This window comes from Paenibacillus sp. FSL M7-0802 (assembly GCF_038004945.1).
GTDB lineage: Bacteria > Bacillota > Bacilli > Paenibacillales > Paenibacillaceae > Paenibacillus > Paenibacillus polymyxa_B.
On sequence record NZ_JBBOSD010000001.1, the window covers coordinates 4,932,723 to 4,946,310 of the forward strand.

General features: G+C 44.1%; 11 protein-coding genes and 1 tRNA gene. 8 read left to right on the forward strand and 4 right to left on the reverse strand.

The genetic code is table 11. From position 1 onward, the window contains the following. Positions 1-47 precede the first annotated feature (47 nt). From carA to MHB54_RS22650, 6 genes are all read left to right on the forward strand, one after another. On the forward strand, positions 48-1,184 hold the full coding sequence (gene carA, locus MHB54_RS22625) for a glutamine-hydrolyzing carbamoyl-phosphate synthase small subunit (RefSeq protein WP_023989425.1): 1,137 nt from the start codon (positions 48-50) through the stop codon (positions 1,182-1,184). 1 nt (position 1,185) lies between these two features. Continuing rightward, positions 1,186-4,401: a carbamoyl-phosphate synthase large subunit gene (carB, locus tag MHB54_RS22630; RefSeq protein ID WP_023989424.1), complete on the forward strand. Its 3,216-nt coding sequence runs from the start codon at positions 1,186-1,188 to the stop codon at positions 4,399-4,401. Between the two features lie 67 nt (positions 4,402-4,468). Further along, positions 4,469-5,263 (forward strand): orotidine-5'-phosphate decarboxylase, encoded by a 795-nt coding sequence (gene pyrF / locus MHB54_RS22635; protein ID WP_081047489.1) that lies wholly within the window; start codon positions 4,469-4,471, stop codon positions 5,261-5,263. Continuing rightward, complete coding sequence (gene pyrE, locus MHB54_RS22640; protein ID WP_071558489.1) at positions 5,260-5,901, forward strand: orotate phosphoribosyltransferase; 642 nt, start codon at positions 5,260-5,262, stop codon at positions 5,899-5,901. Before pyrF ends, pyrE begins: the two co-directional genes overlap by 4 nt. Positions 5,902-6,047: 146 nt before the next feature. Continuing rightward, positions 6,048-6,212, forward strand: coding sequence for a hypothetical protein (locus tag MHB54_RS22645; protein WP_014282411.1), 165 nt, complete (start codon positions 6,048-6,050; stop codon positions 6,210-6,212). Positions 6,213-6,336: 124 nt separating this feature from the next. After that, positions 6,337-6,410, forward strand: a tRNA-Ile gene (locus MHB54_RS22650). 263 nt (positions 6,411-6,673) lie between these two features. On the opposite strand, the gene MHB54_RS22655 is transcribed toward MHB54_RS22650, so the two are convergent. Then, positions 6,674-7,477 (reverse strand): DUF4352 domain-containing protein, encoded by an 804-nt coding sequence (locus MHB54_RS22655; protein WP_053325761.1) that lies wholly within the window; start codon positions 7,475-7,477, stop codon positions 6,674-6,676. Between the two features lie 119 nt (positions 7,478-7,596). Between MHB54_RS22655 and MHB54_RS22660 the strand changes: the two genes are divergently transcribed. Next, positions 7,597-7,809: a LysE family transporter gene (locus MHB54_RS22660; RefSeq protein ID WP_231517130.1), complete on the forward strand. Its 213-nt coding sequence runs from the start codon at positions 7,597-7,599 to the stop codon at positions 7,807-7,809. Between the two features lie 89 nt (positions 7,810-7,898). Here the strand turns inward: MHB54_RS22660 and MHB54_RS22665 are convergent, their stop codons facing one another. Together MHB54_RS22665 and MHB54_RS22670 are read right to left on the reverse strand one after the other, a co-directional pair. Further along, the gene (locus tag MHB54_RS22665; RefSeq protein ID WP_053325760.1) at positions 7,899-8,231 is read right to left on the reverse strand and encodes a hypothetical protein; all 333 of its coding nucleotides are present in this window, start codon (positions 8,229-8,231) and stop codon (positions 7,899-7,901) included. Positions 8,232-8,514: 283 nt separating this feature from the next. Continuing rightward, entirely contained in the window at positions 8,515-10,011 is a 1,497-nt protein-coding gene (locus tag MHB54_RS22670) for a GDSL-type esterase/lipase family protein (RefSeq protein WP_076295456.1), read from the reverse strand. A 168-nt stretch (positions 10,012-10,179) separates the two neighbouring features. Between MHB54_RS22670 and MHB54_RS22675 the strand changes: the two genes are divergently transcribed. Continuing rightward, positions 10,180-12,441 (forward strand): AraC family transcriptional regulator, encoded by a 2,262-nt coding sequence (locus MHB54_RS22675; protein WP_264454772.1) that lies wholly within the window; start codon positions 10,180-10,182, stop codon positions 12,439-12,441. Here the strand turns inward: MHB54_RS22675 and MHB54_RS22680 are convergent. Further along, positions 12,438-13,337 carry a carbohydrate ABC transporter permease gene (locus MHB54_RS22680; protein WP_028540498.1) on the reverse strand — a complete coding sequence of 300 codons (900 nt, stop codon included), beginning with the start codon at positions 13,335-13,337 and terminating at the stop codon, positions 12,438-12,440. The genes MHB54_RS22675 and MHB54_RS22680 overlap by 4 nt on opposite strands. Between the last annotated feature and the right edge of the window lie 251 nt (positions 13,338-13,588).

Consider the following 13,588-nt stretch of genomic DNA (forward strand, 5'->3'; position numbering starts at 1 on the left):
ATAAATAGAACCTAATAGCAGGAAACAATATAGAGGAGTGAGACGGGATGCAGGCAAGATTGTTACTTCAGGACGGCACGCTGTTTACAGGCACATCATTTGGTGCGGAAGGTGAAAAAACAGGCGAGGTCGTTTTCAACACAGGGATTACAGGCTATCAAGAGGTGCTGACTGATCCCTCTTATTGCGGACAAATCGTAACGATGACTTACCCGCTGATTGGCAATTACGGAATTACTCGGGATGACTTTGAATCGGTACGGCCTTATGTCCATGGCTTTGCTGTTCGACATTACGAGCCGGCGCCAAGTAACTGGCGTGCTCAATACAGCGTGGGCGATTTGCTGAAGGAATATGGCATCATTGGCATTAGCGACATCGACACCCGCATGCTTACCCGGATTATTCGCCATCACGGCACGATGAAGGGCATTTTGACGACTGGTTCCCAGCCGCTGGAAGAACTGAAAGAAATGATGTCTGACCTCACCATTGAAGAATTGCGTAATCAGGTTCCTATGACTTCCACACCTCATCCGTACAGCAGTCCTGGCAACGGAGAGCGGATCGTATTGATTGACTACGGTGCAAAAAGCGGCATTTTGCGCGAACTGAACAAACGGGACTGCGATGTAGTTGTCGTTCCACATGATACGACGGCTGAGGAAATTCGTCGCTTGGACCCGGACGGTATCCAGCTGTCTAACGGCCCTGGAGATCCAAAAGACGTACCCCATGCCGTTCGTACGGTAGCTGAACTGTTAGGGGAATATCCGATTTTCGGAATTTGCTTGGGACACCAGTTGTTCGCTTTAGCTTCGGGAGCGGATACGGAAAAGCTGAAATTCGGACATCGCGGTGGTAACCATCCGGTGAAAGAACTGGAGAGCGGACGCTGCTTTATCACATCGCAAAATCACGGCTACACGGTAAATGAGGATTCGATCCAAGGAACTGAGCTTGAAGTGACGCATATTAATAACAACGATAAAACGATTGAAGGTCTTAAACATACCAAGCATCCCGCGTTTTCGGTGCAATATCATCCAGAGGCTGCACCAGGACCTTACGACAATGGCTACCTGTTTGACCGTTTTCTGGACATGATCCGTGAGCACAAAAGAAATCATCCAAAGCAACCGCGTCAGGCTGCTATCGCCGCCGCAGTGAGAGGAGAGCGCTAATATGCCGAAAAATACAGAACTTAAAAAAATACTTGTGATCGGTTCCGGTCCTATCGTCATTGGTCAGGCAGCAGAATTTGATTACGCTGGTACACAAGCTTGTCAAGCGCTCAAAGAAGAAGGCGTCGAGGTAGTACTGATCAACAGTAATCCGGCAACCATCATGACAGACACCAACATGGCAGACAAAGTATACATCGAGCCGATTACACTTGATTTTGTAACACAGATTATCCGTCAAGAGCGTCCTGATGGTCTGCTTCCTACGCTGGGAGGACAGACAGGTCTGAATATGGCAGTGGAACTGGCTCGCGCCGGAGTGCTGGAGCGTGAAAACGTCAAGCTGCTGGGAACTCAACTGAATTCGATAGAACAAGCCGAAGATCGTGATCTGTTCCGTGATTTGATGCGCGAGTTGGAACAGCCTGTCCCGGAGAGTGTAATTGTAACAACCTTAGAGGAATCGTTAGAATTTGCTAACGAAATCGGTTATCCAATTATCGTTCGCCCTGCTTATACGCTAGGGGGAACAGGCGGTGGTATCTGCTCTACAGAAGAAGAACTGCGTGAAACCGTCAGCTCTGGCTTGAGATACAGTCCAATCGGACAATGTTTGGTGGAAAAAAGTATCGCAGGTATGAAGGAAGTCGAGTATGAGGTCATGCGTGACGGCAATGATAACTGCATCGTTGTTTGTAATATGGAGAACTTTGATCCAGTCGGCGTGCATACTGGTGACAGTATCGTCGTAGCTCCGAGTCAGACGCTGTCAGATCGCGAATACCAGATGCTGCGCTCCGCTTCTCTGAAAATTATCCGCGCCCTCAATATCGAAGGCGGCTGCAATGTACAGTTTGCGCTTGATCCGCACAGCTATCAATACTATGTAATTGAAGTAAATCCGCGCGTAAGCCGCTCCTCGGCACTGGCTTCCAAGGCAACTGGATATCCGATTGCTAAAATGGCTGCCAAAATTGCACTGGGCTACACGTTGGATGAAATTGTGAATCCGGTAACGGGACAAACGTATGCTTGCTTTGAGCCAACACTGGATTACATCGTGAGCAAAATACCACGCTGGCCATTTGACAAATTCATTTCTGCCAACCGCAAGCTGGGCACGCAAATGAAAGCAACGGGTGAAGTCATGGCCATCGGACGCACATTCGAAGAGTCCATCCATAAAGCGGTACGGTCGTTGGAAATCGGTGTAAACCGTCTGCATCTTAAGGGAGCCGAACAGCTGTCTGATGACGTGCTCAAGGATCGCCTGATTAAAGCAGATGATGAGCGTTTGTTCTTGGTAGCCGAGGCGTTCCGTCGCGGCTGGCAGCAGCAGGAGATTCAAGATTTGACGAAAATTGACTGGTGGTTCCTCGATAAGGTAGAGGGAATCGTCAAGTTCGAAGCCATCATCGCTGGAGAGTCTGAGCTGACCTACGAAACACTCTATCAGGCCAAACGTAAAGGTTTTACCGACCGCTCTATCGCCGAGATTCGCAGTATGGGCCAAAACGACAGTATGACAACCGAGCGTGAGGTACGTGAATTCCGTCTAGCTCAAAACCTGCGTCCGGTCTACAAAATGGTAGATACGTGCGCAGCCGAGTTTGAAGCCACAACTCCGTACTACTACTCCTCTTACGAGGTGGAAAATGAAGTGATTCCATCTAACAAAGAGAAAGTTATCGTACTCGGCTCCGGACCGATTCGGATCGGGCAAGGGATTGAATTTGATTACTCCACCGTACATGCGGTATGGGCTATTCAAAAAGCAGGCTACGAAGCAGTGATTATCAATAACAACCCGGAGACGGTATCTACGGACTTTAACACATCCGATCGCCTCTACTTTGAACCGCTCTTCTTCGAAGATGTAATGAATGTCATCGAGCAGGAAAAACCGATCGGGGTTATCGTCCAGTTCGGTGGTCAAACGGCCATTAATCTCGCAGCTCCGCTGAGTGCGGCAGGAGTGAATATTTTGGGTACGAGTCTGGAAAGTATCGATGAAGCGGAAGACCGGAAAAAGTTCGAGCAACTTTTGTCTCGTCTGGCTATCGCACAGCCTAAAGGCAACACGGTCACATCGGTAGATGAAGCAGTAGGAACCGCACAGGCGCTAGGCTATCCGGTCCTGGTACGTCCATCCTACGTTCTGGGCGGGCGCGCTATGGAAATCGTGTACTCAGATACGGAATTGCTGCGGTACATGGAAGAAGCGGTTAAAATCAATCCAGAGCATCCGGTGCTCATCGACCGTTATATGCTGGGTAAAGAAGTTGAGGTCGACGCCATCTGCGACGGCGAGACAGTATTGGTACCAGGCATTATGGAGCATGTAGAACGGGCCGGGGTTCACTCAGGTGACTCGATCGCGGTGTATCCACCACAGCACTTGTCTGCCGAGCTGAAACAAAAAATTGTGGAAATTACAATCAGTATCGCCAAAGAATTAAAAACGATCGGTCTGGTAAATATCCAGTTTGTCATTCATCAAGACCAGGTGTACGTGATCGAGGTTAATCCTCGCTCCTCGCGGACGGTTCCTTTCTTGAGTAAAGTAACGAATATCCCGATGGCGAATCTGGCTACACAGGCTATTTTGGGCGGTAAGCTTAAAGATGCAGGTTATTCAGAAGGCCTTTGGCCTGAAAGTAATTATGTCTCGGTTAAGGTTCCGGTATTCTCCTTTGCCAAACTGCGCCGTGTAGAGCCGACGCTGGGCCCAGAAATGAAATCGACAGGTGAAGTCATGGGACGCGATATTCAGTATGCCAAAGCACTGTACAAAGGACTTGTGGGGGCTGGCATGAAAATTCCATCTACTGGAGCAATCATCATTACAGTGGCAGATAAGGACAAAGAAGAAGCTGTCGAGTTGATGCAGGGCTTTTACAGACTGGGCTATAAAATTATTGCAACAGGTGGAACGGCGGCTGCTATGAAGCAGGCCAATATTCCGGTGAACACGATCAACAAGCTGAGCGAAGGTAACCCGAACATCCTGGATATGATCCGTACGGGTGAAGCCAACTTTGTCTTCAATACGCTGACCAAAGGCAAAACGCCAGAGCGTGATGGATTCCGTATCCGCCGCGAAGCGGTTGAGAATGGCATCGTCTGCATGACCTCACTGGATACAGTACGCGCTTTGCTAAGAATGCTGGAAACGATCAATTTCACATCCGAATCCATGCCGGTCCTGAGCAACTAATGCGTTACGAATAGATGTGAGGAAATAAGTAGCACAGGGAAGGACATTCATCAGCTTCGGCTGACGGATGTCCTTTATCACGGGCAAATGTACCCGAATTGACGTGAAAAGGGGATGTAGAACGGTGAATGGAGCATTTCAGCAGATGGCAGGACGGCTGATGGTTGCATTAGATTATCCCAATGCACAACAGGCTGAGCAGTTAATTCGGCAGCTAGAGGGGATTCCCTGTTATATAAAAGTAGGTATGCAACTGTTTTATAATGCAGGGCCAGCTTTTGTAGAACAGCTAAAGTCCAGAGGATACTCCGTATTTCTGGATTTGAAAATGCATGATATCCCTAACACGGTGCGGGGAGGGGCAGAGAGCATTACCCGCCTAGGTGTGGATATGTTCAACGTACATGCTGCTGGAGGCGTTAATATGATGTCAGCCGCTAAAGCTGGTGCAGAAGCAGCTATTTCCGCAGACAGTTCGCTTTCCATGCCGCTCATTATTGCAGTCACACAGCTGACCAGCACGGATCAGACGACCATGAATAAGGAGTTAGGTATTCCTGGTACGGTACAGGATGCAGTAGTTCGTTACGCACAACTGACCCGTGAGGCGGGACTGGATGGTGTGGTAGCTTCACCTTTGGAAGTGCCTGCCATTCGTGCTGTATGTGGATCAGACTTTAAGACGATAACTCCTGGCATACGCCCGGCAGGTAGTGCTGCAGGCGATCAGTCGCGTGTGCTTACACCTGGGCAAGCCATTGCCCAAGGCAGCAGCTACATTGTTGTTGGACGTCCTATCACCGCAGCAGCAGACCCACGTGCCGCAGCGGAACACATTATTGAGGAGATGATACAAGTATGACCACATTCAATAGTATCCCCGAGCAAATCGCATCCCATCTGTTACGTATTCAGGCGGTGGCATTGCGCCCGCAACAGCCTTTTACATGGACATCCGGCATTAAATCGCCAATCTACTGTGACAATCGTCTGACCATGTCCTACCCGGAGGTACGCGAGCTGATCGCAGACTCATTTGCTGCCCTCATTCGTGAGCAATATCCCGAAACCGAAGTCATTGCAGGGACAGCTACAGCAGGGATTCCTCATGCGGCCTGGGTGGCGCAAAAGCTAAATCTGCCAATGGCCTATGTGAGGGACAAAGCCAAAGGACATGGGAAAGAGAACCAAATTGAAGGCCGCATCGGCGCAGGACAAAAGGTTATGGTCATCGAGGATCTCATTTCTACAGGAGGCAGCTCCATTAAAGCAGCACAGGCCGTAGCACAAGCAGGCGCTCAGCCGTTAGCGGTACTAGCTATTTTCAGCTACCAGCTAGACAAAGCGACTCAAGCCTTTGAAGAAGCAGGTGTGGAGCTGCAAAGCTTGTCCAATTATACAGCCCTGATGAACGTTGCCTTGCGTGAAGGAACTATTCAGGAAGAAGAGATGGAACTGCTGCGTTCCTGGCGTCAGGATCCGACTTCCTTTGGCAAATAAGATGAGCTATAGGGGCCAACAGAGCTAATGATTAGAGCGATTCGTACTCGTGCTAACCATTGTAGATTGTTATGGCTCAGGCCGTGTAAATCGAATTCGATCCGGTTACACTAACTCCTACCATCATGTGAAAAGAGGGAGTTCGGATGTATTGGATTTACTATGGCAGACTGTACACGACTAAATTTCAGGCAGGATGTCTGGCAAAAAGGTTGGAGCACGACGGCTGGATGTATGGCTACAATGATCCCCGCGCAGTGGAGGTGTACCGCTCGCGCAAAGGTCGTTATGGTGTCCGATTTATTCCGTAAGTCCACAAAAATAATTTTGTAAAAGAAAATTTTCGAAAGACTATTGACGAAACACAAGAAAATGTTGTATATTAATTAACGTTGCTGTTATGAATGTGTAACGTGAATATACAAATTTTTTTGAGGGCCCTTAGCTCAGTTGGTTAGAGCGGTCGGCTCATAACCGATTGGTCGGGGGTTCGAGTCCCTCAGGGCCCATTTCCTCAAAAACCCTTGCGTAGCAAGGGTTTTTTTGTTGTTTATAGAGGGTGAGAAAATGGAGGGAAATAGCCCCTTTATTAGGGAGCGATTATAATTTGCAGCGAACCTTCTCTTTCTTCACTTTTTCTAAATGTGATTTAATTTTTTTAATCTTTCATTGCCATGAAGAATGCCCCCTTAGAATATATTAAACTACTCAGTGGGGATCAATATCTAATCTAGGGGATGCAATCTATAGGCTAGGAGAAGCTCCCAAAAGACTATTTTTTTGAGATTTTAAACTTGAACGGATTATATTCAATGGAAAAATCCTCCGCAGACCCCTTTGCAATTAAGGTTAAGTCCGTAGAAGAGTCAACTTTTGAGAATGTCAGAATTCCTTCTGTCTTCATACCAGGTAGTATTTCAGACTGTAACGCAGGATAAGTATAACTTACACTATCAGTTGTTGGTTCGTATTGTTTGTTTCCTTGAACCAATTTAGTATAAAAGTCATAATAATTTATCGTGTTTTTAGATTTATTTTCGATTGCCATATAAATCCGTGTTTCCTCTTCAGCAAACTCGACTTTTTGAAGAGTCATGATATAGCCCTTTTGTTTTATTGACTTATTTACTTCTATAGTGCTCAATGTAGGATCAATAAACATAGATTTTTCTATTTTATTTGCCGAGATGGCAGGAGCTGAGGTGTAGGTGCCGTAGGTCGTTCTATAGCGATATTTATCAATGACAGTACCGGTTACGTGGATAAAATCATTCTCTTTTGCATTAGAGAAGCTGGAAAAACTATTGCCGTAGACAAAAGTGTTTTTTTTATTATTTTTCGGATCAGCATTCACTTGAACATAAATCCCATTTCTATCCTCCTTAGGACCATTAGTGATTTGTCCATAAAAATCAATAGAGCGGTCTTCAAACTGATCAGCATTGACGTACATTTGTTCAAATTCTTCTTTAGATAATAATGAATGATCTTTACTTGATGATACTCCACATGCTGTTAATCCCATTATAAAAATAATAAAAGCACACAAAAGAGAGAAAAAAGCTTTATTTTTCATGAACCCAATATCCTCCAGCATAAAAATATAGTAGCAATAGTCTATCAGAACTAGATCTATTTTTCTATAAATATTTACAAATAACTAATTTCACTATTTTTTCTCACGTTTTTACCGAAATTTATTATGCCTGGCTACAATCAAGCCTTCATTTTTTACTTTGTGCAGCTGTTTCCATTGTTTGGTTTGCAACAATCGTATTATTGTTGAGTTATGTAAGGAAATGGTTAATGTCTCCGAGAGTACAAAATGTTATTGATAAAGCTACGGGCCTCGTTTTAATTGGATTCGGTTTAAACATGATCTTTAGAGTTCAAAGAACAGGACATTGAATAGCTATGAGAATAGGGGTTGACATCAGCCCGTCCATAAAAATAGCACCGCCCAATAAACGGACAGTGCTATTTTTACCGTTTTTATCTTAAGATACCTTAACAGTGTACACCATTCTCAATTTACCGTTACCGCCGTAAATCTCAACTCTTGCATTCGTTGCAGTACTAGTTGTTACCACCCCGGAAGCGGAGACGGTGACATTTCCGCTCGCCACTTTATAAGTATCCCCTGGGTAATTTGACAACGCATAGGAATAATTACGTGGCAACGTAGCCGTTCTGTAGTATACTCCGTTAACTTCTACGACAGGCGTAATTACCGGAGAAGGGCCTACAGATGCGGACGCGCTAGGGACGATAATACTCCCAATAAGTCCCAGAGACATAGCTGTTGATAATAATATTTTCTTAGTATTCATAAAGAATTCCTCCTGATGTATGATTTTAACTCCTAAAATATACCATGTAAAATTATTGATTTCACTTCATTCGACAAATGTTGTCAAAATAATACAACAAAACGATTCTAAAGTCCTATAAAATACAAAAGAATTAAAATATAACAATTTAAGTTTTTTATTTACCATACTTTTGAACTATTCTTCATAGCTGTATAGTCTTTGATCACACGAAATAAAAAACGGACGTCAGAGTGATTTGCTCCAAGTCCGTTTTGTGTTTGTATCTATTTAGTTCTTGATATCAGTTGACAAGCTGGTGTGCAAGCCTCTCATCGCTATCTAGATTCTTTTCTACCATACGCTGTTTTAATGCAGACAGTTCCGCACACTGTCGAATTGCTTCCGCTACAAGCTGGGCGACCTGTTTGGCTCCTTCGTCAGAAAAATGGGTATTATCCGTTACACCAGCGGGGTAATTAGGATGCGCTTTTTCAGGCAAATGCATAAATAGCTGCTGTGACTCTTTTTCACCCATTGAACGATATAGCTGCTGAGAAGCTTCAAAAATATCGAGCAGGGGTGTCTTGGTTTCCGCGGCTACTTGTCTCATGGCAGCAGGATAGGCTCCTACAGCCAGCGGATCAGGTTCACCGTCTGCTTTGAAGCGGCGGCGGCTTACAGAGGTCAATAGCACTGGAATTCCACCACGCTCCCGAGCGGACTGAATGTATTGAATTAAGTTTTGACGATACTCTCCATCAGGATCGGTATAGCGAGTGGGGTCTTCTTTTTTCTCATCGTTGTGTCCAAATTGAATAAACAGATAATCTCCAGCTTGAATATCTTTTTCAATATCAGCTAACCGGCCTTCTGCTATAAAAGATTTGGTGCTTCGTCCATTGACGGCACGATTGTCCACATGAACAGACGGTGCCAAGTAGCTTTGCAAGTGTTCGCCCCAGCCTGTCATCGGTTTTTCGGTAGCCCCTTTTTGAGCTGCAGTGGAGTCCCCAGCGATAAACAGTCGAGTTGTCATCTGTTGCCTTGCCTGAGCATATCCATGTTTTTGAAGCCAAGTTTCCGCCAGATTAAGCCATTGATGGCATTCATGGTTGTCCTCTGACAGTCCCAAGCCGTGTCGCCCTTCCTCAAATACATGCAGTTCAAACGGAATACGTTCTCTGGATAATGAAAAAGCGAACAACAGACTATTTTCTACCGGTACAGCGCCATCATTGGCTGTAGTCCACATCAAAGTTGGAGGTGTCTGTGAAGTTACTTGCCGATCGGATGAAAAGGCTTGGAGCTGCTCCAGCGTCGGCTGTTCCCCTAAAAAATGTGTACGGCTTCCGATATGTGTATAAGGCTCATGAAATGAAATTACAGGGTATCCCAACAACAGAAGATCTGGTTTTACCATCCCTATAGTGGAGACAATGGAGGCCAAGTGACCGCCTGCTGAAAAACCGATGAGCCCCACTTGATCAGGGATGACTAGCCAATCATGCGGTGTTTGGCGAATCCATTGCAGAGCATGTTCTACATCCTTCAACAAGGAAATAATCTCGAAATCGCCGACTTGATACTCCAGCACACCCGCATGAATACCTAGATCATTCAACCACCGAGCTATAGGCTCTCCTTCATGTGAGGCCAAATGCTCGTAGCCACCGCCAGGTAATACCAATATAAAAGGACGAGCTTCACGAACTGCTACGGGATAGAGGGAGAGAAAGGAAGTGTCTGACGGAAATTCTTCTTTTATAATCGGTTCTTTAGGACTAACAACATGTAACATAAATAACTCCTCCAAATTTCTTTTTAACTGCCGCAAACCAAACAAAATCGACTTAAATTGGAATGATACGGATGTAAAAAATAATGCACACGTGAAAAAAATGATTTAAACCTTGTTATGAAAGCGCTATAATTTTGTTGTGATGCAAAGAGCCAGAGGGGGAGCGCAATGAAAAAAGGAAGAATGTTCTATACTATTTTTATTACGATTCTGGTTTTGGGAATAGGATTGGTGGCCAGTTTTGGCAGCTACATCTATTTTACAACAATTAGCTCCGTTGTGGAGAGAGTTTCCAATACCAAGCAAAGCTACATGGCACAGATCAGAAATAGTCTGGAGCAGAAAATTCAAACGATTGAATATGCTTTTAATACGTATAGCACGACCAGTTCCTTTAATGATGTTGTGAAAAATCCCATTACAGAAAAAGATTTTATAGCGTATCGGAATGTGAATACTCAGCTCAATTATATTGCTACGATGGGATTAGAGGGAACGGAATATTCGCTAATCAGTCTAAATCAGAATTGGAGAATCTCCAATGGAAGCCTGTCCTATTTGACGAAAACGGAACGAGAAAAGCTGATTAGTACCTATATCGACCACCAAGAGAAGGGACTATTCTGGGTTAAAACAGATAAAGGAATTCGTTTTGTTAATACCTTGCCTGTATTCTCTAAGAAGAAGCAAGCCATTGCTTTGTCGGATATTTCGCTGCAAACGTTAAATCATACGATTCAAACCGAGGATCATATGGCTGTTTTTATTTTGAATAAACAAGGCGATTTAATGTATGAAACCCAGCCTGCTGAACAATTATTGTCCACCCAACAGCTTCAGCATATTTCAGAAGCTGCAGTGAAGCCGAACAACACAGGTATGTTAACTTTGGAGAAAACGGATCAGCAGCCTGCACGACAAGTCATTTATGCCAAATCTGCTTACAACAATTGGACTTACTTAACGGTATTAGATAAGAAAGAAATTGCGGATGCCTTTCAAACGACCAAATTTGGGATCATCATGATGGGACTTGTATTAACGCTCTTAATGGTGGTAGTGGCGTACTTCATTGCCATTTACTTTACAAAGCCATTTCAGCAAATAAAACGAAGCTTGCCTAAAAATCCTAATTTCGCTTTCAAAAATGAACCTTCTAAAAATGAAATTGAATGGATTATTAATTCAATCGATAACATTGTAACCGAGAAGGAAAGCTTGGAAAGTCTCATTCAGTCCGAAATGCCACAGTTGGAGACCCAATTGATTCTCAACCTGTTCCGCAAACGTATTTCTGCAGAGGAATTGGCACGAAAAATGCCACGCTTGGGTTATCCGCAGATCGAGAATCAAATGTATATTACCTTGTTAGTCCAACTGGATAATCTGGGAGATCGAGAGCCCTCGGATAAAGATGTTTTGCTGCTGGCTATTAATAAAATCGTAGAAGAAACGATTCCAGAGCAGCAGCGAATGCTTCCCATCATTTTGAACGATAACACTCAGGCCACTATATTAATTTTGACAGGTAAGAGCGAACAGGAAATGAGAAAGCAAGTCCTAGATGATGCGACCCTTTTGGTTCGAAACGTAAAAGAGTATTTGAATGTATCCATCAGCATCGGCATTAGTACTGCGTATGATAACTTATTAGAAAGTAAAGAAGCCTGTGAGATGAGCAAGCAAGCTTTGCATCACCGTTTAAATTTAGGCAAAGAATCAATTATTTTTTATGAAGATATTTCCATGGTCATTTCAGGTCCGGTGCTGCTTCATTATCCTACGGAATTGGAATCAAAACTGTTTGATGCCATCCGAATAGGGGACGAAGAGCAGGTATACCATACCGTGCACTCTTTATTGGAGGAAATGATGATAAAAAACAATCATTCCATGAACTTTGAAGTGCTGTTGGTACGGTTTGTGAATAACCTCATCCAATTGGAGCAGCTATTAGGGATTGAAGTGCTGCTGACGCAAGACAATCATGCCTTGTATCATCGTTTGCTGGACATCCGTAACCCGGAAGAGATAGAACGTATGCTGATAGAGCAAGTTATTTTCCCCATGGTAAAAAGCATGAAGGAGAAGACCAACCAGCAATTCCGCTGTCTCTCGGAAAAAATTGCGGCTATTATCCGTGCTGAATATGACCAGGAATTATCATTAGAACTCATTGGAGACCGACTTCATTACAATCCGAATTATTTAAGCAGTATTTTCAAAAAAGAATACGGAACGACGTTTAGTGAATATCTAATGGGCTACCGGTTACAAATGGGCAAGAAATGGCTTGTTGAGACCGATATGACGATTAAAGAAATTGCTGAGCGACTGCAATATCATAATTCGCAAAACTTTATCCGCTCTTTTCGGAAAAAGGAACAGGTTACACCGGGAGCTTACCGAAAGATGAAGCAAGCCAATTAGCCTTTAACCGCTCCTAATAAAGCTCCTTTGACAAAGTGCTTTTGCACAAATGGATACACGATTAACATCGGAACGGTCGCAATGACAATGACTGCCATCTTAATCGTCTGCGCAGGCGGGATGACATCTACAGCAGTACCTTCTGCCTGCATACCACTGGAAACGATTACAATTTGACGTAGCAAGACTTGAATCGGCCATTTTGCAGAATCATTAATATAGAGAATGGCGTGCATATACGTATTCCAGTAGGCAACAGCGTAGAATAGAGAGATGGTTGCAATAGAAGGCAGGGCTAACGGCAACATAATTTTAAAGAAGATACCAAAATCGTTGCACCCGTCCATCTTGGCTGATTCCTCCAAATCATCTGGCAGCGCCTGAAAAAAGTTACGCATGATAATCAGGTTAAACGCATTAATGGCCACGGGAAGAATCAAGGACCAATACGAATTGATAAGCCCCATGCTTTTTACAACCAGAAATGTCGGAATCATCCCCCCACTAAACAACATAGAGAACACTACAATGAAGTTAATCGTATTGCGGCCAAGTAGATATCTTCGGGATAATCCATAAGCCATAAAAGCAGTAAATATCATACTTACAACTGTACCGACGACCGTTACTCCAACCGAAACCCCGAGACCTCTAAAAATGGTGGGAGTCGACAGAATATAGCGATAGGCATCCAAGGAAAAAGTAACTGGGAATAAAATGAACTTCTTGGCTATCACTTCTTCAGTTGAGGCAAAAGAGCTGGCGATGATATTCAAAAAAGGTAAGAGACAAGTGAGGGCAATGAGAATCAATAGTGTACTGTTTACAATGTTGAAAATACGGCTGCCCAGCGATTCTTTTTTTCGTAATTTTTGTTTTCGTAATGGTTGCGTCAATGTGGTTGACCTCCTCGTAATCGTTTACATGTCAACCTTATCAAGAGGAAAGAATTCCGTATATAATCAAATCTTGAGGTGTTCTCTAATCATGGAGAAAAGCGGATGATCATTAGGTTGTGTTGTAATCATTAGCTAAGGTGAAAAGGTTGAAAAGTAGGCTGTATACTCAATTTTGTAAACGCTATCATTTGATGATTATATGCGGAATGCTGATAATCGCGTACTCTTGAAAACGTATACAGGAACGT